Annotated in this window: 22 protein-coding genes; 14 read left to right on the forward strand and 8 right to left on the reverse strand. The window is 74.0% G+C overall.

The window, feature by feature from the left end:
• Nucleotides 1–81 precede the first annotated feature (81 nt).
• On the forward strand, nt 82–1,770 hold the full coding sequence (locus CRP52_RS30410; protein WP_097239314.1) for a S53 family peptidase: 1,689 nt from the start codon (nt 82–84) through the stop codon (nt 1,768–1,770).
• A 120-nt stretch (nt 1,771–1,890) separates the two neighbouring features.
• Here CRP52_RS30410 and CRP52_RS30415 read toward each other — a convergent pair whose 3' ends face one another.
• Nucleotides 1,891–2,805 (reverse strand): lysozyme, encoded by a 915-nt coding sequence (locus CRP52_RS30415; RefSeq protein ID WP_097239315.1) that lies wholly within the window; start codon nt 2,803–2,805, stop codon nt 1,891–1,893.
• Between the two features lie 362 nt (nt 2,806–3,167).
• Between CRP52_RS30415 and CRP52_RS30420 the strand changes: the two genes are divergently transcribed.
• The 3 genes from CRP52_RS30420 (at nt 3,168) to CRP52_RS30430 (ending at nt 8,079) form a co-directional block, all read left to right on the forward strand.
• Entirely contained in the window at nt 3,168–3,734 is a 567-nt protein-coding gene (locus CRP52_RS30420; protein WP_097239316.1) for a GNAT family N-acetyltransferase, read from the forward strand.
• A 246-nt stretch (nt 3,735–3,980) separates the two neighbouring features.
• Nucleotides 3,981–5,753 carry a glycosyltransferase family 2 protein gene (locus CRP52_RS30425; protein ID WP_306458900.1) on the forward strand — a complete coding sequence of 591 codons (1,773 nt, stop codon included), beginning with the start codon at nt 3,981–3,983 and terminating at the stop codon, nt 5,751–5,753.
• A gap of 133 nt (nt 5,754–5,886) precedes the next feature.
• A complete protein-coding gene (locus tag CRP52_RS30430) occupies nt 5,887–8,079 on the forward strand; it encodes an acyltransferase family protein (protein WP_218893135.1) in 2,193 nt (730 codons plus the stop codon).
• Nucleotides 8,080–8,105: 26 nt separating this feature from the next.
• On the opposite strand, the gene CRP52_RS30435 is transcribed toward CRP52_RS30430, so the two are convergent.
• Nucleotides 8,106–8,759, reverse strand: coding sequence for a hypothetical protein (locus CRP52_RS30435; protein ID WP_143685860.1), 654 nt, complete (start codon nt 8,757–8,759; stop codon nt 8,106–8,108).
• Nucleotides 8,760–8,887: 128 nt separating this feature from the next.
• On the opposite strand from CRP52_RS30435, the gene CRP52_RS30440 reads away from it, so the two are divergent.
• The 5 genes from CRP52_RS30440 to CRP52_RS30460 all read left to right on the forward strand — a co-directional run bounded on the left by CRP52_RS30440 (nt 8,888) and on the right by CRP52_RS30460 (nt 11,869).
• On the forward strand, nt 8,888–9,118 hold the full coding sequence (locus tag CRP52_RS30440) for a hypothetical protein (protein ID WP_097239318.1): 231 nt from the start codon (nt 8,888–8,890) through the stop codon (nt 9,116–9,118).
• Between the two features lie 42 nt (nt 9,119–9,160).
• Entirely contained in the window at nt 9,161–9,655 is a 495-nt protein-coding gene (locus tag CRP52_RS30445) for a hypothetical protein (RefSeq protein WP_143685861.1), read from the forward strand.
• Nucleotides 9,652–10,311 carry a class I SAM-dependent methyltransferase gene (locus CRP52_RS30450; protein WP_257032929.1) on the forward strand — a complete coding sequence of 220 codons (660 nt, stop codon included), beginning with the start codon at nt 9,652–9,654 and terminating at the stop codon, nt 10,309–10,311. Before CRP52_RS30445 ends, CRP52_RS30450 begins: the two co-directional genes overlap by 4 nt.
• Before the next feature lie 56 nt (nt 10,312–10,367).
• A complete protein-coding gene (locus CRP52_RS30455) occupies nt 10,368–10,850 on the forward strand; it encodes a hypothetical protein (protein WP_097239320.1) in 483 nt (160 codons plus the stop codon).
• A 194-nt stretch (nt 10,851–11,044) separates the two neighbouring features.
• Complete coding sequence (locus CRP52_RS30460; protein ID WP_257032930.1) at nt 11,045–11,869, forward strand: TIGR03619 family F420-dependent LLM class oxidoreductase; 825 nt, start codon at nt 11,045–11,047, stop codon at nt 11,867–11,869.
• Between the two features lie 106 nt (nt 11,870–11,975).
• Here CRP52_RS30460 and CRP52_RS30465 read toward each other — a convergent pair whose 3' ends face one another.
• The 4 genes from CRP52_RS30465 to CRP52_RS30480 all read right to left on the reverse strand — a co-directional run bounded on the left by CRP52_RS30465 (nt 11,976) and on the right by CRP52_RS30480 (nt 15,529).
• Nucleotides 11,976–13,040 (reverse strand): SDR family oxidoreductase, encoded by a 1,065-nt coding sequence (locus CRP52_RS30465; protein WP_097239321.1) that lies wholly within the window; start codon nt 13,038–13,040, stop codon nt 11,976–11,978.
• A 106-nt stretch (nt 13,041–13,146) separates the two neighbouring features.
• Nucleotides 13,147–13,722: a TetR/AcrR family transcriptional regulator gene (locus CRP52_RS30470; protein WP_097239322.1), complete on the reverse strand. Its 576-nt coding sequence runs from the start codon at nt 13,720–13,722 to the stop codon at nt 13,147–13,149.
• A gap of 116 nt (nt 13,723–13,838) precedes the next feature.
• Entirely contained in the window at nt 13,839–14,465 is a 627-nt protein-coding gene (locus CRP52_RS30475; RefSeq protein WP_097240464.1) for a histidine phosphatase family protein, read from the reverse strand.
• A gap of 110 nt (nt 14,466–14,575) precedes the next feature.
• Nucleotides 14,576–15,529, reverse strand: coding sequence for an oxidoreductase (locus CRP52_RS30480; protein ID WP_373560537.1), 954 nt, complete (start codon nt 15,527–15,529; stop codon nt 14,576–14,578).
• A gap of 65 nt (nt 15,530–15,594) precedes the next feature.
• On the opposite strand from CRP52_RS30480, the gene CRP52_RS30485 reads away from it, so the two are divergent.
• The 5 genes from CRP52_RS30485 (at nt 15,595) to CRP52_RS30505 (ending at nt 19,950) form a co-directional block, all read left to right on the forward strand.
• Nucleotides 15,595–16,605 carry an ArsR/SmtB family transcription factor gene (locus tag CRP52_RS30485; protein ID WP_257032931.1) on the forward strand — a complete coding sequence of 337 codons (1,011 nt, stop codon included), beginning with the start codon at nt 15,595–15,597 and terminating at the stop codon, nt 16,603–16,605.
• A gap of 87 nt (nt 16,606–16,692) precedes the next feature.
• On the forward strand, nt 16,693–17,622 hold the full coding sequence (locus tag CRP52_RS30490) for a glycerophosphodiester phosphodiesterase (RefSeq protein ID WP_218893136.1): 930 nt from the start codon (nt 16,693–16,695) through the stop codon (nt 17,620–17,622).
• Between the two features lie 10 nt (nt 17,623–17,632).
• Nucleotides 17,633–18,019 (forward strand): response regulator transcription factor, encoded by a 387-nt coding sequence (locus CRP52_RS30495; RefSeq protein WP_097239324.1) that lies wholly within the window; start codon nt 17,633–17,635, stop codon nt 18,017–18,019.
• A gap of 79 nt (nt 18,020–18,098) precedes the next feature.
• Nucleotides 18,099–18,866 (forward strand): rhomboid family intramembrane serine protease, encoded by a 768-nt coding sequence (locus CRP52_RS30500; protein ID WP_097239325.1) that lies wholly within the window; start codon nt 18,099–18,101, stop codon nt 18,864–18,866.
• 46 nt (nt 18,867–18,912) lie between these two features.
• Entirely contained in the window at nt 18,913–19,950 is a 1,038-nt protein-coding gene (locus CRP52_RS30505; protein ID WP_257032932.1) for a hypothetical protein, read from the forward strand.
• Nucleotides 19,951–19,975: 25 nt separating this feature from the next.
• On the opposite strand, the gene CRP52_RS30510 is transcribed toward CRP52_RS30505, so the two are convergent.
• Nucleotides 19,976–21,571, reverse strand: coding sequence for a M4 family metallopeptidase (locus CRP52_RS30510; protein ID WP_097239326.1), 1,596 nt, complete (start codon nt 21,569–21,571; stop codon nt 19,976–19,978).
• Nucleotides 21,572–21,893: 322 nt separating this feature from the next.
• On the reverse strand, nt 21,894–23,144 hold the full coding sequence (locus tag CRP52_RS30515; protein ID WP_179852681.1) for an IS701 family transposase: 1,251 nt from the start codon (nt 23,142–23,144) through the stop codon (nt 21,894–21,896).
• Between the last annotated feature and the right edge of the window lie 75 nt (nt 23,145–23,219).

A 23,219-nucleotide genomic window follows, 5' to 3' on the forward strand; every position in this document is an offset into this window, starting at 1 on the left:
CGGACAGCCGAAAGCAGTCGAAAGCACACGACCCACCGTCGCGAGGCTCCCGGCGCTGAACCCCCGACCGCTGGAGCGATCATGTCGACCCCGACCACCCCCTACGTGGCGCTGCCGGACAGCTCCCGCGTTCCGCTCCGCGGAGCGCGGGTCATCGGCCCGGCCGACCCACGGGCTCCCCTCACCGTCACCGTCTACCTGCGGCGCGACCCCGCTGCGCCCGAGCGGCCGAACGTGTACGAGCTGGCGCTGCAGCCGCCGAGCCGCCGCACCGTCCCCACCGACGAGGAGTACGCCGCCACCCACCGCTGGCGCGACACCGACCTGAAGGCCGTCGAGGCCTTCGCCGCCGAGCACCGGCTCGCCGTCTCCGACGAGAACGCGGCGGCCCGGAGCATCGACCTGACCGGGACCACCGAGGACGTCGCGAACGCCTTCCGGGTCACCCTGGCCCGCTACCGCTACCGGGACGCCAACGACCGACCCCGGGTCTACCGTGGCCGGGAAGGCCAGATCCACGTACCCGCGGACCTGCGCGACATCGTCACCTGCGTGTTCGGCCTGGACGACCGGCCGATCGGCGACCGCCTGCTGCTCCGGCGGGCCGCCAACGGTATCGCGAAGGCGGCGCACACCACGCTGCAGAAGCCGCCGGGCACCTTCTTCCCGACGGACCTGGAGGCCCCGTACGCCTACCCCGCCGGCACCGACGGCGCCGGGCAGTGCATCGCCGTGCTCGCCTTCAACGGGGAGACGCCACCGGGCGTCCCCTCCGGGGGCTACTCGATCGACGCACTGCGGAACTACTTCGTCAACGTCCTGAATCTGCCCATGCCGGACATCAGCAACGTCGTGATCCCGGGTGTCGGCAGCACGGGCAACGACCCGGGCCAGGATTCCGACCCCGACTCGCCCGACTCCAGCGGCGAGATCATGCTCGACCTGGCGGTCGTCGGTGCCCTCGCGCCCAAGGCGAAGATCGTCGTGTACTTCAGCAAGTTCACCGAACAGGGCTGGGTCAAGGTGATCACCAGGATCGTCAACGACACCGTCAACCGGCCCTCGGTGATCTCCGGAAGCTACGGAAACTCCGAACCGGTGCTCGGCAGCCGGTGGACCGCGGCAGCGGTCGCCCGGGCCGACGCGGCCTTCGCCAACGCGGCGGAGAAGAACATCAGCATCTGCTGCGCCTCGGGCGACGACGGCTCCCGCGACGACGTCCTCGACGAGCGCGCCCACGCCGACTTCCCGTCCTCCAGCCCGCACGTGCTCGGCATCGGCGGCACCCGGCTGGTGCTGAACCACGGGGCGATCGTCGAGACCGTCTGGGACGACGGCCCCGGCCGCCGCACGGGCGGCGGCATCAGCGCCGTCTTCCCGGTGCCGCCCTACCAGAATGACGCCCACGTCCCGCCGTCCGTCAACCCGCCGTTCGCGGCGGGCCGCGGCGACCCGGACGTGTCCGCCCTCGCCGACCCGGTGACGGGTGTGGTCGTCCCGAGCGTGGACGGCGTGCACTTCGGCGTGGTCGGAGGCACCAGCGCGTCCGCCCCGATGTGGTCCGCCCTGCTGGCCCGGATCAACGAGGGGCTCGGCGCCCCGGTCGGCTTCCTGAACCCGCTGCTGTACGCGAAGTTCGCGACGGGCGTCCTGCGGGACGTCACCCAGGGCAGCAACGGCGCCTACGCCTCCGGGCCCGGCTGGGATCCGTGCACCGGCCTCGGCAGCCCCGGCGGGCAGCAGCTGCTGGACGGCCTCAAGGCGCTGTAGACCCGCTCCTGTTCGGTTCTCTTCGGTCCCCACCGGTCGGTGCGGGGACCGCCGCGGCGGCCCCCGCACCGACCGTCGTGTCCGTGGGCGCTGTCGGTTCCGTCAGCGCCGTCAGCGCCGTCAGCCCAGGGCGAGGGCGCTCAGCCGGTCGGTCGCGCCGTTGAAGTAGTCCTGGTCGCCGGGGAAGGTGCCGGAGTCCGCGTACTGCCAGAAGGTCTGGTAGCCCCAGCCGTTCGGCAGGGTGCCGACGGTGGAGGCGTAACGGGCTATCCAGAGCGGGTTGGTGGCGCCGAAGCCGCCGTAGTTGCCGGTGCACTGGGTCCACCAGTTGGTGGTGGTGTAGATGGTGGGGTAGCGGCCGGTGCGCGAGTGGACGGTGTCGCTGAAGGAGCGGATCCAGCTGACCATGGCGCTCTGGCTCAGGCCGTAGCAGGTGGCGCCGTAGGGGTTGTACTCGATGTCCAGGGCCGGCGGCAGGGTCCTGCCGTCGGCGGACCAGCCGCCGCCGTGGTCGACGAAGTAGTTGGCCTGGGTGGCGCCGAAGGAGCTGTTCGGCAGCGCGAAGTGGTAGGCGCCGCGGATCAGGCCGGAGTTGTAGGAGCCGTTGTACTGCTGGGCGAAGTACGGGTTGGTGTAGCCGGTGCCCTCGGTGGCCTTGACGTAGGCGAAGCGGGCGCCGTTGGCCGCCGCCGAGGACCAGTTGACGTTGCCCTGGTAGCTGGCGACGTCCAGCCCGGGGGTCTGGGTGACCGCGAGGGAGGCGAGGGGCGCGGCGCCGCGGCCCTCGTGGGCGGCGACGGTGGAGCCGGCGAAGTCGCGGTCGGGGTGGAAGCCGGGTCGGCCCTCGACGGTCGGGGCGATGGGGGAGGCGGAGGCGGAGGCGGCTGGGGCGGCTGCGCCGGCGACCAGCGCGGTGGTGGCGGCGAGCGCGGAGAGGACGGACAGGACAGACCGGACGGGCAGGCGGCGGGGGCGGGCCGGTCTGTCGGGCCCGGTGGCGCAGGCGGTGCGGGCGGCGCGGGAAGAGCGGGGCATGTGCACTCCTCTGATCCGGTACGGACGGGTCTGATCCGGTGTGCGCGTGCGGCCCAAGAGGCCTGGTACGACCGGGGGTTGGCCCGGCCGTACGGCAGAGTAGCGATGTACCCGCCAGCAGCGCCAGGCATCTCGGACCACATCCTGAACCGGCGCCCCAGGTGCCGGACCGCCACCACCGGCAACGCGGGTTGCCGGTCCTGCTGGTTCTGCCGGTCCTGCGCGTCCTGACCGTCCTGGCCGTCCCGGTCCTCCCGGTGGTCTTCGCCGATCGGCGGCCCCGGGGGCGGGCCGCGGGCTGTGACACGATGCCGAGGTGCCTGCCGTACGGGCGGCACCCGGCACGGAGGAGAGGACCAGCCATGATCGACAACGCCACCGGCACCGCCCGGCCCATCGGGGAGCCCGCCTTCCGCCCCGCCACGCCCGCCGACGTCCCGGCGCTGGTCGAGCTGGTCGAGTCCGCCTACCGGGGCGACGCCAGCCGGGTCGGCTGGACCACCGAGGCCGACCTGCTCGGCGGGCAGCGGACCGACCCGCAGGCCCTCACCGAGGCCATCGGCAACCCCGGGGTGCTGGTGCTGCTGGCCGAGCGCGACGGCGAACTGGTCGCCTGCTGCCAGCTGGAGCGGCGCGGAGGGAAGGCCTACTTCGGCATGTTCTCGGTGCGCCCCGGCCTGCAGGGCGGCGGGGTCGGCCGGTCCGTGCTGGCGGAGGCGGAGCGGGTGGCCGGCCAGGAGTGGAGCGTCGGCGCGATGGAGATGGCGGTGATCACGCAGCGCGCCGACCTGATCGCCTGGTACGAGCGGCGCGGCTACCGGCGGACCGGCGCCTTCAGCCCCTTCCCGTACGGCGACGAGCGCTTCGGCATCCCACTGCGGCCGGACCTCCGGTTCGAGCACCTGAGCAAGGAGCTGAAGGCCTCCTGACGGGCCGGTCGGAGGCGTCGGTCGGAGCGTCGGTCGGAGGCGTCGGTCGGAGCGTCGGTCGGAGCGTCGGTCGGAGGCGTCGGTCAGGGCTGGTGCGGCCCGGTTCCGGAAGGTGATCCGGCGTCAAGTCGCCGAGCTGGGGCGATGCGGAGATGTCATACCTCGTTCACGATTGGTCTAGGCCAATGTGAGAAGCTGAGGGCGAACGGCCACGTTCCGTCCGCTGCCCAGGGGGGCCATTTCCGCATGCCCGCACTCCATGGCACCGCCATGCCCGCGCCCGACGCCGGTCCGCGCCCGACGCCCCCGGACCCCGACCTCCGACTGCCCCGCCCGCCCGACGACGAGGAGCTCTACTGGTACTTCGGCCCGCAGCGCCGCTGGGTGCTGCTCTGCGCCACCCTCTCCTACGCGGGAGCCACCGCCACCCTCGGCCTGTTCGCCCTCAGCAAGCCACTGCTCTGGCCCTTCCTCCTGCTCACCGTCCTCAACGCGGCCACCTGGCTGCTCTCGCTCACCGACGGCCAACGCGCCCGCCGCTACACCCGCGACTCGCACGACCTGCTGATGCGCGCCTGGCAGCCCGCCCACCACCCCGGCGTGGACCTCCTGCTGCCCACCGCCGGCGAACCGCTGGCCGTCCTGGACAACGCCTACCGCCACACCGCCGCCGTCCGCTGGCCCGGCGAACTCACCGTCCTCGTCCTCGACGACGCCGACCGCCCCGAGGTCCGCCGACTCGCCGAGTCCTACGGCTTCCAGTACCGCGCCCGCCCCGACCGCGGCCGCTTCAAGAAGGCCGGCAACCTCAACCACGGGCTGGCCGAGGGCAGCGGTGAGATCATCGCCGTCCTCGACGCCGACTTCTGCCCCCGCCCCGACTTCCTGCACCACCTGGTGCCCTACCTCGACAACCCCGGGGTCGGCATCGTCCAGAGCCCGCAGTGCTTCGACACCGACGCCGACATGTCCTGGCTCGAACGCGCCGCCGGAGCCACCCAGGAGATCTTCTACCGCTGGATCCAGCCCTCCCGGGACGCCCAGGACGGCACCGTCTGCTGCGGCACCAACGCCCTCTACCGGCGCGCCGCCCTGCAGCGGATCGGCGGCTTCGCCGAGATCGACCACAGCGAGGACCTCTACACCGGCCTCGCCCTCGCCCGCGCCGGCTGGGCCACCCGCTACGTGCCCGCGCTGGTCGCCAAGGGCATGTCGCCCACCGGCCTGCCCGCCTTCATCAGCCAGCAGTACCGCTGGTGCCTCGGCTCCCTCGCCCTCGTCCGCGACCCCGGCTTCCGGCGCGGTCCGCTGTCGAAGTCCGCCCGGCTCTGCTTCTGGAACGGCATCCTCGGCTACGTCACCAGTGCCGTGAACGTCTTCGCCGTACCGCTGCCCGCCCTGATCATGCTGTTCTTCCGGCCCGCCGAGATCGCCCCCTGGCAGGTGCTCCCCTTCCTGCCGCCGATCTGGGTCGCCCTGGTGCTGCTGCCCGCGATGTCCCGCACCCGCTGGCGCTTCGAGGTCACCCGGGTCCAACTCCTGGGCGGGCTCTGCCACATCGTCGCCATCGCGCACGCACTGCGCCGCCGCTCCGCCGACTGGGTGCCCACCGGCGCCGTGTCGGGCGGCAGTTCACTCGCCCGTGCCGTCGCCCGGATCGGGGTCGGCTGGCTCGGATTCGTCGTCCTCGCGGGCGCCGCCGGACTCGTCCGGGCCGCACTGCTGCACGGTTGGCGGCCGTACTGGGCGCTCGCCGCACTGCTGGCGCTCACCGCGTACACCATGATCCCGCTGATCAGGGCCCTGTGGCCGCTCCTGAACGGTGCGAACGGCGGCAAGAGTGCGAACGGTGGCAAGGGGGCCGACGGCGGCAAGGGCGTCGCTGTCGGAGAGATCGCCGCGCCCGCCCGGGGCCGCTCGAACCTCGGGTTCGGACGGGCCGAAGCCGTCGCCGTCACCGCCGTGCTGCTGCTCTGCGGGCTGCTGGCGTCGGGCTGGGCCGATCCGCTGATCTTCTGACGTTCCGCCAAGTCGCGCTTTCATTCCGTCTGTTGAGTTCAACTGCGCGTCGCCCCACCGGCGCGGACTCCGCCCGGCCGCCCCATCGGCCCGGCGGCCCGACCACCGCTGCCAGCCTGCAAGGAGCGCCGCCGTGTCAACGGCCGTCCCGCCTTCGAACGCACCGTCCCGACCCGCCACGGCCACCGCCGACGACCTGCTGCCCGAGGTCGTCCGGGTGGACCGAGAACCGGCCGCCCCGAAGGGCGCCACCGCCGTCACCGGCGTCACCGGCGCCACCGTCGTCACCGGCGCCACCGTCGCCGAGAGCGGGCCACCCCGCCGGCGCACCGCCTTCCGCCCCGACATCGAGGGGCTGCGCGGCATCGCCGTGCTGTCCGTCCTCGCCTTCCACGCCGCCGTACCCGGCCTGACCGGCGGCTACGTCGGCGTCGACATCTTCTTCGTCATCTCCGGCTACCTGATCACCGGGCTGCTGCTCGCCCGACCGCTCGGCCTGTGGGACTTCGCCGCCCGCCGGGCCCGGCGCATCCTGCCCGCCGCCGCCACCGTCCTGGTCGCCACCGCCGCCGCCGGCGGCGCGCTGCTCGACCCGCTGCGCGGCACCGACCTCGCCCGCGACCTGATCGCCGTCGCCGGCCAGTACGCCAACTGGCGCTTCGTCGGCCAGCAGACCGACTACCTGGCCGCCGACCGCGACCCCAGCCCGCTGCAGCACTTCTGGTCACTCGGCGTGGAGAACCAGTTCTACCTGCTCTGGGGCATCCTGCTGCTCGGCCTCGCCCGCCATCTGCACGGGCGGCTCCGCACCCTCGCGATCACCCTCGCAACCGTCACCATCGGCGCCCTCTCGCTGCTGCTCTGCCTGCGCTGGACCCACACCTCGGCGCCGCTCGCCTACTTCTCCACCGGCAGCCGGCTCTGGGAGTTCGCGGCGGGCGCCTGCGCGGCCCTCGCCGGCGGCGCGCTCGGCCCCCGTACCGAACGGAGCCCGGTGCCGTGGGTCCGGTGGGCACTGCGGCTGCTCGGCTGGCTCGGCCTGGCCGCCGTCCTCGCCCCGATCGCCCGCTACGACCGCGACACGCCGTTCCCCGGCGCCGCCGCCCTGCTGCCCGTCCTCGGCACCGCCGCCGTCCTGCTCGCCGGACACGGCCCGCTGCGCGCCGTCGACGCCGGACGCCTGCTCGCCACCCGTCCGCTGCGCGCCGCCGGGCGCCTCTCCTACACCTGGTACCTCTGGCACTGGCCGGTGCTGACCATCGCCCAGGCCCGGTACGGCGCCCTGCCCTGGCCCGTCCTGGTCGCGCTCACGGCGGCGAGCGCGCTGCCCGCCTGGCTCACCCTGCGGCTGGTCGAACAGCCGCTGCGGTACGGCAGCAGCCCGGCGCCCCGGCGCGGGCTCGCGGTCGGCGCCAGCGCCCTCGCCATCCCGCTGATCGCCGCCCTCACCCTCGGCGGCGGCACCGTACGCGCCCTCGGCGACGCCCCCGCCGGACCCACGGCCGCCCCCGCCGGAGCCGCCGACGGCCCAGGCCTGCTCGCCCCCGGCACCCGGGTGCTCGCCCTCACACCCCCGCTCGCCCGCGCCCGGCAGGACTTCCCGCCCGGCAAGGGCTGCGAGATCCCGCTCAACGCCGACAGCAGCCCCCGCTGCCTCTTCGGCACCGAGCACAGCCCCGACCGGATCGTGCTGCTCGGCGACTCCCACGCCGGCCAGTGGATATCCGCCGCCCTCGCCATGGCCGACCAGCGGCACTGGGCGCTGGAAGTCCTCGTCAAGCCCGGCTGCCCGCTGGCCACCCTCACCGTGCGCAACACCGTCCTCGGCCGAACCTTCGACGAATGCGACCGCTGGCGCGAGAACACCCTCACCCGGCTCGCCACCGGGCCCAAGCCGCGCCTGGTCCTGATGGCCGGCCTCAACCGCTACGGCAGCCAGGAGGAACGCACCGAGGGCTGGACCCGCACCCTCGACCGGCTCACCGCGCTCGGCACCCCGCTCGCCTACCTCGGCGACACCCCGATGCCCGGCAAGGACATCCCGACCTGCCTGGCCGCCTCCGACGGGCGCTCCGACGCCTGCTCCTTCCCGCGCGACACCGCCTTCGAGCCCGACCCGATGCTCGACGGCGGACTCGCCGCCCGGTACGGCGTCCGGCCCCTCGACCTCGGCCCGCTGCTCTGCCCCGGCACCGGACCCTCCTGCCCGGCCGTGCTGGAGGGCGTCGTGCTGTACCGGGACACCGGGCACATCACCGACACCCTGGCGCGGGTGCTGGCGCCCCGGCTGGACCAGGGGGTGCTCGGGGCGTCCGGCGGTTTCTAGTGGGGGGCTTCCGGTGCTTCGGCGGCTCAGCCGTAGACGCCGCGGCAGAGCCGGGCCTGCTCCGAGCCGGCCGGCCAGCGGCCGACGCGTTCGGCCTGGTCGCAGATGGTGCCCGGGCCGACGCCCGGCATCGCCGCGCCCGCCCCCGGGCCACCCGGGGCGGGCGCGCCCGACGCCCCGTGGGCCGGTGCCGTGGCGTGCGGGCTGTGGCCTGGTCTCGGCCGCGCACTCGCAGAGCCGTGCTGGGCGTCCGCCGCCCCGGCCTCGGGCGTGGGGGCCGCGGTCTCCGCCGTCTTCGCGTCACCCGGCCCGCCCGTGGCGCCGGAGGCCGGGACGGGGGCCGGCAGCGGCGAGGGCGCGGGCGTGGCGGGCGGCGGGGAGACCGGCAGCAGCCGAGCGGCCGGGTCCGAGGCCGGGCCGGAGGCCGGGTCCGAGACGGACGGGGAGGCCCCCGGCATCGCCGTCACCTGCAGGTCGTCACCCGAGCCCGGCCCGCACATCACCAGGACCGACGCCAGCACCGCACCCGTCCCGACCGCCGCGGCCGCCCAGGCCTTGCGCGAACGCCGCGGCGGCCGGGCCAGTGGGGGCGGCGGAGGCGGAGGAGTCATCGGGACGGGAGGCGGCTGCCACGCGTCCCGCGGCCACTGCCACTGCCCTCCGGTGGGCTGCCCAGTCATCTGCTCGTCCTTCCCGCGGCCCCCCGGCGTACCTTTCCGGTGCTCAACGAGCGCGCCGACGCCGGGACATGACCCGGAAGAGGGGTCTGAGCGGGCGCTGATTGCCACCGCACCACATGCTTGGGGTCATGGAGACCAACAGCACGTCCGCGCCCCTGGTCGAGGTGGCCGAGTTCCGGACCGACAGCCGCTACCGCCTCGTCCACTTCGAGGGCCACGGCTGGGAGCCGCTCGCACCGGAGGAGTTCGAGCCGCGCGTCCACCAGCTCTTCCCCGACCTCGACCCGCACGACCCCCAACGGGTCCAGTGGGCCGACCGCCCCTGGGAGTGGCCCGCCTGGCACCCCGGCGAGGCCTGAACGCAGGCTCCGCAGTGGTCCCGGCACCGTTAGGCTGAGCGGGTGAGTGTGGATCACTTCTGGTGTCGTCTGCCCGGGCAGGCCCTGGACAGCTGTTCGGCCGCGGAACTGGGCGACCTCGTGCCCCGGCACCGCGACGGCCGGTACGACCGGATGGCCGCCGCCGGGCTCGCCCTCGGCGTCCGGCGAACCGCCGTCCTGATGGAACTCGCGCTCACCGAGAACGGCCTGCACCCCGACCCGGCCGCCCGGCTCCCCGTCTACGGCGGGGCGCGGCGCGAACCCGGCACCGCGATGCCGGTGCTGCGCCCCGAACAGGTCACGGCGGCCTCCGCCTTCCTGCGCGGCTCGGCGCTCGGCGAACTGGTCCGGCAACAGGACACCGTGCTCGCCCGCACCGTCGAGGACCTCGGCTACCCGACGCCCTGGTCCGAGGCCTGGGCCGCCGCCGTCGTCAACGACCTGCGCGAACTACGGGACTTCTTCGCCGCGGCGGCCGCCGCCGGGGACGCGGTGGTCGTCCGGGAGGCCGAGTGACCACCCCGGCCATCCCGGCCATCCCGGCCAGCACGGCGACCCCGGCCGGCACGGCGACCCCGGCCGGCACGGCGGGCTACGGCGAAGAGGCCGAACAACTCGCCGTCCAGTACGAGAGCGTGAGCTTCGCCGAGGTCCACCGCGAACTGCTGCACCACTACCCGGCGCCACCCGCCGCCGTCCTCGACATCGGCGCCGGCACCGGCCGCGATGCCGCCGCCCTCGCCGCGCTCGGCCACCGGGTGGTGGCCGTCGAACCGACCCCCGAACTCCGCGCCGTCGGCGCACGGTTGCACCCCGGCGCGGACCTCCGCTGGATCGCGGACGCGCTGCCCGGGCTCCCGCTGCTCCGCGCCGAGGGCGAGCGCTACGACCTCGTGCTGCTCACCGCGGTGTGGATGCACCTGACCCCCGCCGACCGCCCGCCCGCGATGGCCAACCTCGCCGCTCTCCTCACCCCCGGCGGCCGCCTCGCCCTCACCGTCCGCCACGGCCCCGTCCCACCCGGCCGCCACATGGTCGACCTCCCGCCCGAGCACACCACCGACCTCGCCGCCGCCTGCGGCCTGCGCCTCCTGCACCACGGCCACCGGCCCGACCTGCACGGCCGTGCCGGGGTGCACTGGACCTCGCTGGTGTTCGAACTTCCCGGCTGAGATCCGGTACGTTCGGTGGTGCGGTCCAACACGTCGCTGCCACAGAGGAGTTCGGGGTGCAGGGTTCGGGCGGGGGCGTCCACAACGAGATGTCGGACGTGACGGCCCGGGTCGCCGTCCAGGCGCAGGTCGCGAACTTCATCACCGTGGCGCCCGGGGCGGCGGCTCCGGAGCAGGTGGAGCGGTCCGAGGAGACGCAGCAGCTCGTGCTGCCGGACCTGCGGCGCTGCGCGGCGGCCCTCGGTGTGCCGCCGGGGGAGGTCGAGGCCGTGGCCGACTGGCTCGGCCGGATCGCGGCCGGCGACGCGCCCCGGCAGCCCTGCCCGGTCGCCCTGCCTCCCGACACGGCGAGGGAACTGGAGGCGTTCGCCACGCACCTCGTGCGCTTCGTAAGGCCGGAGCTGATGTTCACCGGGCGGAAGGTCTACCTGAGCAGGGGCAAGCTCGACGACATGTACGGCCTGCTCGCCCACCGCCTGGGGGACACGGACGATATCCGGCCGATCGTGCTGGAGGCGTACGATCCCCGAACCGGCTGACGAGCGAGGGGTTGCCGTGGATCCGGCCCGATGCCGGCGGAAGTTCGCGCTCCCTTCCGTGGATGAACCGGTGTGGCAAGGGTGTTGGGTGTGGTGTCAGTCCACCGGACCGCCACTGAAAGGCCCTTCTCATGTCCGTGTTGCGCCTCGGTGTCTCGCTCCAGCCACGCTGGCCGGTCGAGGACGGAACGGCCGTGCTCCGTGCCGCCTCGCAGGCCGAGCAGCTGGGCTTCGACCACGTGGCAGTCGGCAACCGCCTCCTGGACAGCGGATTCGGTCTCGACACCGACCCGCTCGTCCTGCTCTCGGCCGTCGCCGGTGCGACGACCCGCCTGCGGTTGCTGACGTCCGTGCTCGTCGCGCCGTACTATCCGGCGCTGGTGCTCGCCAACCAGGCGGCCACGCTGGACGTCGTGTCCGGCGGCCGCCTGATCCTGGGCGTCGGCACCGGGTGGAACCCTGACGAGTTCGAGGCCGTCGGCGTACCCTCCCGAGAACGAGGCGCCCGCACCGACGACCATCTCGCAGCCGCCAGGGCCCTGTGGACGAATCGTCCCGCCGACTTCGAGGGGCCGTTCACGACCTTGCGCGCGGCCCGCCTGGGGGTGTCGCCGGTGACCCGAGGCGGCCCGCCGGTGTGGGTCGGCGGCCACAGTGACGCCGCGCTGCGCCGCGCACTGCGGTTCGGCGACGGCTGGTACGGCACCGGCGTCGACGCCGCGGACCTCGCCGACGTACGGCGCCGTCTCCGTGAGCTCGCCGAAACCGAAGAGCGAGCCGAACGTCTGACGCTCGCTTCGGCCGTGTTCCTCACGCCTCCCGGGATTCCTGCGGTCGTCCCGCCGCCGGGGCAGCCCCTCGGTGGCCTTGCGCCCACCGCGGCGACCGTCGTCGACGCTTTGGGGAAGCTCGCGGAATCGGGTCTCGCCGTCTGCACCCTGTGGCTTCCCGTGGCGGCTGACCACGTGGAACGGGCGATGCAGTGGATCGCGTCCGAGGTCATGCCGCAGCTCGGCTGATCCACGGCGTTGTCGTCGCCGACGGAGTGGACGAAGCAGTGGCCGGGGGAACTGATGCGCAGGAAGTCGGGCGGGCCGACTTCCTGCGCAAGGTCCGGGAGCAGCCTCACTTCGTGCCGAAGTCCTCCTCGACCAGGCGGGTGGCCCAGCGGGTGAGGGCAGGGGTGAGGGGTGGCTGGGTGAGGCCGGCTGCGGCGCTGAGGTGGTCGGCGGAGGTGGTGTCGTAGCGGTCCTCGGAGAGGAAGGTGAGGGTCTCCGGGTCGGCGCCGGTGAGGGCGCGGGGGAGACGGCGGACGAGCGGGACGGGGACCAGGCCGCGGGGTGGGCGGACGCCGAGGTGGGTGGCGAGGAGGGCGATCAGCTCGGGGAGGAGGGGGGTGTCGGGGTCGAGGACGGTGTGGGCCTGGACGGGGGCGCGGTCGTGGTCGGGCACGACGGCGAGGAAACGGGCCAGGTGGTCGACGGTGACGACGGGCAGGAAGGTGCGGCGGGTGCCGGGCAGCAGGGGGAGGCGGCCGCGGTGGAGCCGGCGGACCAGCTGGGCCAGGCCGAGGTACTGGCCGGCCTCGCCGGTGCGCGAGTGGCCGATCACGCTGCTCGGGTTGACGGTGGTGAGGGGGACGCCGAGGCGGGGTGCGGTGACGCGGACGGCGGCGTCGCCGAGTTGCTTGGACGCCTCGTACGCGCCGAGGCGGGTGTAGAGGGCGGCGGTGGCGCGCTCGTCCAGCGGGTGGCGCGGCTGGGGGTCGCGGCCGACCCGGTAGCCGGAGAGGTGGACCAGGCGGCGCAGCCGGGGACGGGTCGCGGACCACTCCAGTGCGTGCAGGGCGCCGTGGACGTTGGCGGGCTCGGCCTGGGCGCGGGTGAGGCCGAAGTCGTAGCGGGCGGCGAGGTTGTGGACGTCGCGGACCTCGGTGAGCCGGGCGTCGTCCTCGGGGGAGAGGCCGAGGCCGGGGCGGGTGAGGTCGGCGGCGACGGTGGTCAGGGCGGCGTCGTCGGCGTCGTGGACGCGCAGCCAGTGGCGGAGGGCGGCCGCGCGGTCGCTGTCGCGGACGGCGGCGGCCACGGGCTCGCCGCGGGTGAGGAGTTCGAGGAGGAGCCAACGGCCGAGGAAGCCGGTGGCGCCGAGGACGAGGGTGCGGGGCGGGGTGCGGGGCGGGAGGGACGCCATGCGGTACTCCAGGAGTCGGGAATCAGTAGACCGGTCTGCATATTTTTTGGACGTACGAGGACGGGTGCGCCGCTCGGAGTGCGGCGTGCCCGTCGGCCCCGTGCCGCTACTTGATGCCGAGCAGGTGCCGGACGGCGTGCCGGGCGTGGTCCAGGGGCTCGCGGCTGCGTCGGACGGAGGCGAGCAGGACGGCGCCCTCCAGCAGGGCGAGGGTCTGGCCGGCGGCGGTCTCGGCCTCGGCCGGGCCGAAGCCTTCAGCCTCCAGACGGGCGGTCAGGACCTGCTGCCAGCTCGCGTACACCTCGGCGCAGACGGTCCGCAGCGCCTCGTTGGTGCCCGCCGTCTCCAGGGCGACGGTCGCGATCGGGCAGCCGCTGGCGTAGTCGGACTGCGCCAGGCGCTCGGCGAAGGCCTCGATGAGGCGGTCGGCGAGGGTGGCGGTGTCGGCGCCCTCGGCGGCCAGGGCGGCGATCAGTGCCTCGACCTCCTGGCCGGCCTCGGTGAGGGCGGCCGCCACCAACTGGTCCTTGCCGCCGGGGAAGTGGAAGTAGAGCGAGCCGCGCGGTGCGCCGGTGCCGGCCACGATCCGGTTCAGGCCCGTCCCGAAGTAGCCCTGTGCCTCGATCAGTTCCCTGGTGCCGGCGATCAGCCGGGCCCGGGTCTCCTCGCCCTTGACTCCCATGCGGCGATAGTAGACCGGTCTGCATATTTTTGTCGACGGGGCGTGGACAAGGTCTCGGCAGGCGCCAACAGGAGTCAGCAGGCCTCGAACAGGCCTCGAACAGGCGCCGGCAGGCGTCAAAAGCGCAGTGCGGCCGGGAATCCGGTCCAGCGCAGCTCCTCGGGCAGGTGGCCCTGGTCGTTCAGCAGCAGGACGGACGGTGGCCGGCCGGGGGCGTACCGCAGCACCGTCAGGCCCGCGTTGGCGACGTTGAGGCCGAGCCAGCGCCAGGCCGGGGCGTCCAGGGCGTGCCGGACCAGCCAGCCGACCAGGAAGGCGTGGGTGACGACCAGTTCGTGCCGCTCCTCGCCGCCCGCCACCGGCCCGGTGAACCGCTCGACCGCGCGCGGCGCCAGCACCGCACCGCTCGCGCACTCCTCCGGGGTGGCGTGCGACAGGAAATCCAGCAGGAACTCCGCACTCTCCTCGGGAAGTTCGGCCCGCTCGGGCAGGTACGGCAGGTAGTCCCCGGCCTCCTCGCACACCGTCGGGAGCACGCCGTCCAACTGCTCCGCGACCAGCCGCGCGGTCTCGGCGGCCCGGGGCAGCGGGCCGTGGTGCACCGCCGTGATCGGCCGGCCCGCCAGCCGCCGGCCCAGCAGGGTGGCCTGCCGGCGCCCGGCGGCGGTCAGCCCGCCGCCCTCGGTGTGCGCGGCCTCGCCGTGGCGGGCCAGGTAGAGGTAGCGGGTGGCGTGGTCGGTCATGCTCCGGGACTCCTCGGCGATCATCGGTGCCTTGTCGTCCCGGAGCGACGCACCACGAGCCTCGGCCGGTTCCGGCTCGGCCGGCGTGGGCCCGACCGGTCGGTGTCGGTTCAGCCGGCGTGGGCCTCGTCCAGCAGGGCCAGTTCCTCGGCGGTCAGCCGCAGTTCGCCGGCGGCGATGTTGTCCTCCAGGTGCGCCACGTCGCCGGTGCCGGGGATGGCCAGGACGTGCGGGCCCCGGTGCAGCGTCCAGGCCAGCCGCACCTGCGCGGTGCTGATCCCGCGGGCCTCGGCCACCGCCCGTACCTGCGTGGGTTCGGCCTCGCTCGCGCCGCTCGCGCCGCCCTCCCGCCCCGCGCCGGCGATCGCGTAGAAGGGGACGAAGGCGATGCCCTGCTCGCCGCAGAGCCGCAGCAGCTCGTCCTGTTCGGGCGAGGCGCCGATGCCGTACGGGTTCTGCACGCACACCACGGGGGCGATGGCCTGCGCCTCGGCGAGCTGGTGCGGGCGGACGTTGGAGAGGCCGAGGTGGCGGATCAGCCCGGCCTGCCGCAACTCGGCGAGGGCGCCGAAGCGTTCGGCGACGGAGTCGGTGCTGTGGATCCGCAGGTTGACCAGGTCGAGGTGGTCGCGGCCGAGCTCGCGCAGGTTCTGCTCGACCTGGGCGCGCAGCCGCTCGGGGGTGCGGGCGTGCTCCGCCCACTCGCCGTCGAGGCCGCGGGCCGGGCCGACCTTGGTGGCGATCACCAGGTCGTCGCCGTACGGCGCGAGCGCCCGGTTGATCAGCTCGTTGGCGGAGCGGAGCCGGGAGAAGTAGAAGGCGGCGGTGTCGATGTGGTTGACGCCGAGTTCGACCGCGCGGCGCAGCACCCGCAGGGCCTGCTCGCGGTCGCGCGGGACGGCGTGCGGGACGAGCGCCGGGCCCGTCTGCGGCAGGCGCATCGTGCCGAAGCCGATGCGGTGGACGGTGCGGTCGCCGAGCGTCCAGGTGCCGGAGGCGGCGGCGGTCACGGGGGTGGTGGTTACGGGGGCGGTGGGGGTGGTCTCCGAAGTCATGTCGATCATGATCGGCAATGAACTAGCCTGACCGCCAATGATTCGAACATGTCTGAATCCACGGGGGTGCGGGCTTGGCGGCCGAACTGCTGTTCACGGCGGGTGACCTGGCGCGGATGCGCTTCGCCGTCTGCCCGATGTGGGAGGTCGGCCCGAGCCTGCGGCTGCTGGGCTCGGGGCTCGCCCACCCCGTCCACCGCCCCTGGGCGGAGCAGGTGCGGCCACGGCTGGCGACGCTCGGCCCGGCGTACGCCCTGCTCGCCGAGCTGGTCCCGCCCGCCGGGTACGTGCCGGACTTCCTCAACCCCACGCCCGCCGGGCCCGCCCCCACCCTGGATGAGGAGCTGGCCGCGATCCGGGCCACCCCGACCGGGCAGGTCCGCCGCGAGCTCGACCGGCTGCAGGACGACCGGCGTCAGGAGGGCCGCGGCGGCCTCGGCCCCCGGCTGCGCGCCCTGTACACCGACCCGGCCGCAGGGCTCGGCCGGCTCACCGAAGCGGTCGAGGCGTACTGGGAACTCGCGCTCGCCCCGTACTGGGCACGGATCCGCGCCGTCCTGGATGCGGACGTGCTGCACCGCGCCCGCCAGGCCGCCGAACACGGCGCGGCGCACGCCCTGAACGACCTGCACACCGAACTCCGCTGGACCGAGGACACCCTGCGGCTGCGTCACCGCACCCGCCCGCTGCCGGGCCGCACCGCCGGGGCGGGCCTGCTGCTCGTCCCGTCCGCCTTCACCGGGCCCGCGCTCTACACCCGCCTCGTCCCGCCCGACCCGCTGCAGCTGGCGTACCCGGCCCGCGGCATCGGCAGCCTGTGGACCACGACCGCCCCGGTGGCGGGCACCGAGGCGCTGGCCGCCGTCCTCGGCCGCTCCCGCGCCCGGCTGCTGACGGAGCTCGTGGCCCCGGCCTCCACGACCGAACTCGCGCAGCGCACCGGGCTCTCCGCCTCGGCGGTCTCCCAGTACCTGACGGCCCTGCGGGACGCGCACCTGGTCAGCGCCCACCGGGCGGGGCGCTCGGTGCTGTACGCGCGGACGGCGTCGGCGGAGGCGCTGCTGGCGCCGCTGGGGGAGAGATGACGATGTGTTCGTCCGCCTACCGTAATGTCGGCCGGGCGGTCCGGTGTCGTCTGGCCGGATCCGGCCGACGTCCGTAGCGTTCGATACATGACACCCAGCCGGCACCCCCGCCCCCGCCGGAGCGCCCTCGTCGCCGCCCTGCTCGCGGCCGCCTTCGGCACGGTGGCGCTCACCGGCGCCCCCGTACGGTCGGCGGTCCCGCAATCGGCCCCGCAGCAGGTCCCGCAGGCGGCAGCCGCGCCCGGCGGGTGGCTCCGTCCGGCCGGTGCGCCGCCGACCGTCTTCGCCCACCGCGGCGCCTCCTCCGCCGCCCCCGAGAACACCCTGGTGTCCGACGAGGTGGCCCGCCGGGCCGGCGCCGCGTGGATCGAGGACGACGTGCAGCCCAGCAAGGACGGCGTCCCCTACGTCCTGCACGACGAGACCGTGGACCGTACCACCAATGGCACCGGCCGGATCCGCGACCTGACCGCCGCCCAGCTGGACGCACTGGACGCAGGCTCCTGGTTCGCCCCGGCCTACGCGGGCACCCGGCTGCCCACCCTCGCCGCCCAGCTGGAGGACCTGCGCACCCGGGGCGGCAAGCTGCTGCTGGAGATCAAGGGACCGCACACCCGAGACGAGGTCGCCCGGATCGTCCGCGAGGTCCGCGACCACGGCATGACCGACCGGGTCTTCGTCCAGAGCTTCGAGGTGGACGCTCTGCGCCACACCCGCGAACTGGCCCCCGAACTGCCGCTCGGCCTGCTGCGCTCCGCTCTGGACGCCGACCCGGTCGCCACCGCCCGCGAACTCGGCCTGGCCGCCTACAACCCCTCGGACGAAGCACTCTCCGCCCGCCCCGGAGCCCTCGCGGACCTGCACGCCGCCGGGATCGCCGTCAACGTCTGGACGGTCGACCAGCCCGCCCGCTGGAAGGCCCTCACGGACGCCGGTGTGGACGGCATCATCACCAACCGCCCGGCGGAGCTGGCCGGTTGGACCGCGGCCTGGTCGCCGCCCGGAGCCGCCGGTTAGGCTGCCCGGCGTGAACGGCGACAGCACGAAGGGCACGAAGGGCACGAAGGGCACGAAGGGCACGGAGAACACGAACGGCACGGACGCCACGCAAGGCACCCTGACCGCCTTCGACGGCCGCCTCGTCCTCGACCTCGACGCCCGGACCGCCACCGTGGACGGCCGCGAGGCACAACTCACCCGCCAGGACGCCAAGTTGCTGCGCGGCCTGATCGAGCTGGGCGAGGGCGTGCACGCGCCGGACACGATCCTCCTGCGGGTCTGGGGCGTCCTGCTCAACCCGGTGGAGCTCAGGTACCCCATCTCGGTCCTGAGGTTGAAGCTCGGCCGGCCGTCCTGGATCGAGCGGACCGAGGCCGGCTACGCCCTGCGGCCCCCGGAGCGCGAGCAGGAATAGGTGGTTCCGGTCCGACCTGGGACGATGGGGCGGTGACGGGGCGGGAGTCGCCCGGGTCCGTTCTGACGGGGGGTCGGCGATGTCGCCGCACGAGATCGGGTTGTACGCGAGCGCGGCTGTGGTGGTCGGCGTGGGCCTGCGGACGCTGGTGGTGGCCGGGGCCGGCCCCGACGGTCCGGCGGGCGGTGGCGCGGGAGCCGGCGGCGCGGCAGTCGGTGGAGCGGCGGCCGGCGGGCCGGGCGAGGTGCTTGCCGTCGTCCGCGGCGCCCTGGCGCGTCGGCCCTGGGTCACGATCGCGCTGTTCGCGGTGATGGCGGTGATGGCCGTCGTCCAGTACGCCGTGCCCGCCGCGGTGGACGACCTGATGCGGCAGCCGGGTGCGCTGTCCGACGGGCAGTGGTGGCGGGCGGGGACGGCGCTGCTGGTGCAGTCCTCGGGCCTCGGCCAGATCGCGTTCAACCTGCCGGCCCTGCTGGTGATCGGGGCCGTCGCCGAGACGGTCCTGGGGTGGTGGCGGACCCTGGCCGTCTTCCTGGTCAGTGGCGTCCTCGCCCACGTGGTGAGCCTGGCCGGCTGGTCGCCGCGCGGCGGCGGCGACTCGGTGGCCGTCTGCGGTCTGCTGGGCGCCCTGGCCGTCGTCTGCCTGCTGCGCGGGAACGTGCGCGGAACCGTGCCCGGCCCCGGACTGAAGGCGCACTGGTACCTCCTGCTCGTCCCGGCGGCCGCCGTGTTCCTCTGTGCGCTGCGCAACAACCACGGCGCCGGCCTGCTGGTGGGCTGCCTGCTCGGGCTGGTCCTGGTGCCGCGGGCGAGCGCTGCACGTGACGGGGGGACCGCCGCGGCCTGACCGCGACGTCCGGCTGTCGTGCCGGAGCGGGCCGCATACTGACCGCGTGACGAGTGGAGACGGCGCAGACGGCGGACGACCGACCGCGGACCGGCGCGGGGTGCTGCGGGCGGGCGCGGCGGCGCTGCTGCTGGGCGCGGCGGGGTGTACGAGCGGGGGCAACCCGCGGTCGGCGGGCACGAGTCCGAGCCCGCCGACGCCCGAACCACCGGGCACCCGGACGCCCACGCCCACCCCGACGCAAACCCCCACCCCGCTGCCCGAGCCGCCGCTCTGGCAGCCCGGCCCGGCCGAGATCCAACCCGACGTCAAGCGCCGGGCCGTCGAACTGGTCGCCGCGCTCGGCGCCTGGCCGCCCGGCGGCCAGGGCGTGGAGCCGGCCCGGGCCCGGGTGGCGGCGCTCGGGCTGCCGCCCGCGCTGGCCGACCAGGCGGGTCCGCTGGCCCCGGCGGCGCCGGAGGCGAGCCTGGAGGTGGTCGTCGCCCAGTACGGCGGGATCCTCGCCGATTCGGCGAGCGTGCTGGTGGTGTGCCGGCAGTGGACCCGGGGCCCGGACGGTTCGGTGGCCGGGGGCGGCACCACGGTGGACGTCCGGCTGAGCCGGGCCGAGCCGCGCTGGACCGTCACCGAGCTGCACCCGGGGGTCGCCGGCCCGGCCGCCGCGGCGCCGACCTCGGCGGTGGCCCGGGTGCTGGCCGAGCCGCGGATCGAGCTGCCGCCCGAGGCGGCGGCCGACCTGCGCAGCGGTACCGTCCACGACAGCGTGCCGGAGGCGATGCTGCGGTTGGCCGGCCCGTACACGCTGTCGGTGAGCGTGGTGCGGACCGGCCACCCGTTGGACGTGTTCGGGACGTCCCGGCCCAGCGACCATCCGCTGGGCCGGGCCTTCGACGTCTGGCGGATCGACGGGATGGCCGTGGTGGACCCGGCCACGCCCCGGCAGCTGGTCGAGTCCTTCATGCGGGACGCGGCCGCGGCCGGTTCGTACAACGTGGGCGGGCCGGTGGCGATCCCGGGGGCCGGGAACCGGTTCTTCACCGACGACACCCACCACGACCACTGCCACGTCGGGTTCACCTTCTGAGGGCTCGACCACGAGCGGCCGTACGTCAGTTGACGTTGACGCCGCTCCAGGCCGCCGCGACGGCCTTGTACTCGGTGCTGTTGAGGCCGTAGAGGTCCTTGGCTGCGCTCAGCGAGGCGGCGCGGGCGCCCTTGTAGTTGGTGGTGGAGGTCATGTAGACGGTCAGTGCGCGGTACCAGATCTTGGCGACCTTCTGGTTGCCGATGCCGGTCACCGTGGAGTTGTTGCAGGTGGGGCTGTTGTAGGTGAAGCCGTTGATGGTCTTGCTGCCGCTGCCCTCACTGGCCAGGTAGAACCAGTGGTTGCCGACGCCCGAGGAGTTGTGCACGTCCAGGCGGCCGACCGAGCTGCTCCAGCAGTCCGCCGAGGAGCCGTCCAGCGAGGGCTTGTCGAAGCGGCGCAGCCACGGCGGGGTGGACTGGTCGCTGAAGAGGTAGTCGGGGGTGTCCACCTTGTTGTTGGCGTACCACTCCACCATGGTGCCGAAGATGTCGCTGGTGGACTCGTTGAGGCCGCCGGACTCGCCGCTGTAGCGCAGGTTGGCGGTGGCGCTGGTGACGCCGTGGGTCATCTCGTGGCCCATGGTGTCGAGGTCGACCTGCTCGGGGTCGGTGGTGCCGTTGCCGTCGCCGGTCATCATGCAGAAGCAGCTGTCGGACCACTGGGCGTTGTCCCAGTTGGTGCCGACGTGGACGAAGACGGTGGCGCCCTTGCCGTCGTTCTTGATGCCGTTCCGGCCGAAGGTGTTCTTGTAGTAGTCGTACGTCCAGGCGGTGTTGGCGTGGGCGTCGACTGCCGCGGTGGAGCGGTCGGTGGAGAACTTCTTGCCGTCGCCCCAGACGTTGGTGGTGCTGGTGAACGCGGTGCCGGAGGTCGCCTTGACCGAGCTGGAGGAGAGGTTGTGGGCGTCCTTGGTGACGGTGCCGCGGATCGGGTCGGTCAGGGTGTAGCCGCCGGAGGTGGCGGTGGTGTCGATGCTGACCGTGCCGGTGTACTCGGAGTTGCCGGTGCCGGTGGCCTGGTGCTCGGCGTCGTAGGCCTCGATCTGCTCGCCGGTGGTGGCGTCGGTGACGACGATCCGGCCGGCCGGCTGGCCGTGCTCGCCGGTGCCCTCGACGGTGGTGCGCCAGGCGAGCCGGGGCGTGCCGTCGGCGGCCCAGACGACCAGTTCGGGGGTGCTGACGGCGTCCTGGACGCCGGGGGCGGCGGAGAGCGCGTTGGCGGCGCCGGACTGGGCGGGCACCTTGGGGACGGTGGACTTCACGGCGGCGTCGTGGGCGGCCGCGCGGGAGGTGTCCTTGAGCCGGCCCTTGGCGTCCTGGTGGACGACCAGGTCGCCGCCGACGACGGGAAGGCCCTGGTAGGTGCGGTCGAAGCGGACGTGCGAGGTGCCGTCGGCGTCGATCACGACGTCCTTGACCACGAGGTCCTGGCCGGTGCCGAAGCCGAACACCGAGGTGTTGTGGGCGACGTTGGCGCGGGCCTGGGATATCGCGGCCTCGCGCGGGTCGGTGGCGGCGGAGGCGGTGGCGGCGGGGACGGTCGCACCGGCGAGGGCGGCGGCGACGACGGCGGCGGCCGCGGCCACGCGGGCACGGCGGAAGGAGGACGTGGGGGTCACTCTGAACTCCAGTGGGGGTTAGCTGCAGGGAAAGGAGCTGGCTCAGAGATTGACGGCGATCAGTCAGGTCCAGCTAGGGGAAAGGTCATAACTTTGCCAAGTTGTGTCCTTGGACTGTCAAAAATGATCGAAAGTTAACAAGGCGTCCACAGTGCCGTCGTGATGGACGGATAGCACCATCGCTGCCCCGCCCGACGCCCCCAGGCCCTAGTAGGGCTTGGTCAGGTCTGTTTTCGTGTGGGTATGTCGCGGTGGCAGGTGGGGCAGGCGCCGGCCCAGGTCGCCAGAAGGATCTGGAGCTCGCGGACGACTTGGTAGAGGCTCAGGCCGGCCCCGCGTCTTTTGGGGCGGTGGCCAGTCTGCGCAGGGTGCAGAACGCGTGGGCGAGAGAGACGAGCGTGACGTGGTGATGCCAGCCGGTGAACGTGCGGCCCTCGAAGTGGGCCAGGCCGAGGGCCTGTTTCATCTCCCGGTAGTCGTGCTCGATCCGCCAGCGGAGCTTGGCCATTCGCACCAGAGTGGTCAGCGGGGTGTCGGCGGGCAGGTTCGAGAGCCAGAACTGGACCGGCTCGGCTTCCTTGGCGGGCCATTCGGCCAGCAGCCAGCACTCGGCCAGCTCCACGCCCTCGGTGGCGTCGCGGATCTCGCGTCCGGCCGGGCGGATCCGCAGCGCCACGAAGCGCGAATACATCCGCTTGAAGCCGCTCTTCGCCTTGCCTGGGCGCGACCCCTCCCGCCACGACACCGGCCTGGCCGCTTTCGGCCCGGCAGCGATGGCCAGGTCCTTCACACTGCGGGCCTTGTCCGGGTACTTCGCCACCGGCGGCCGGCCGGTGCCGCTGTAGGCGGGCGTGACGGGCCGGGCTTCGGCAGGGTGCGCGGTCGGCGTGGTGGAGATCCCCAGCACGTAGTGCAGGCCGCGTTGCTGGAGGCCGAGGCGGAAGGCCGCGGCGTCGCCGTATCCGGCGTCGGCGATGGCGAGCGGGACGTGGACACCCCAGCACCGGGTCTCGTCGATCATGTCCAGGGCCAGCTGCCACTTCTCCACGTGGCCCAGGCCTGCGGGGATGCCGCACCGGTCTCGCCGGGCGACCTTGTCCGGGTCGGCCTTCGTCGATTCGGGGTCCCAGGACGCGGGGAGGAACAGCCGCCAGTTGACCGGCGCCGAGGCGTGGTCACGGGCCAAGTGGAGCGAGACGCCCACTTGGCAGTTGGTGACCTTGCCCGCGGTTCCGGTGTACTGCCGCGACACACACGCCGACGCGTCGCCGTCCTTGAGGAACCCCGTGTCGTCGATGATCAGCGCGGTCGGATCGATGGCGTCCTGCATCCTCCAGGACAAACGGGCCCGGACATGTGCCGGATCCCAGGGGCTTGTCGTGACGAAGTGCGCGAGAGCCTGCCGGTTTCCGTCCTCCCCGAGCCGCGCGGCCATCGGCTCCACCGACTTCCGCTTGCCGTCCAGGAGCAGCCCACGCACGTACGCCTGCCCCCAACGCCGCTGGTCAGCGCGCGTGAACGCTTCGAACAACCCCGCCGTGAACGCCTCCAGGTCCTCCCGGACCTCGGCCATCTCCCCAGGTGTCACACACCAACAACGCGCCACCTACTCCCCAGGACACGCCACCACGGCACCGACCTGACCAGG

Source organism: Streptomyces sp. 1331.2 (genome assembly GCF_900199205.1).
Lineage (GTDB): Bacteria > Actinomycetota > Actinomycetes > Streptomycetales > Streptomycetaceae > Kitasatospora.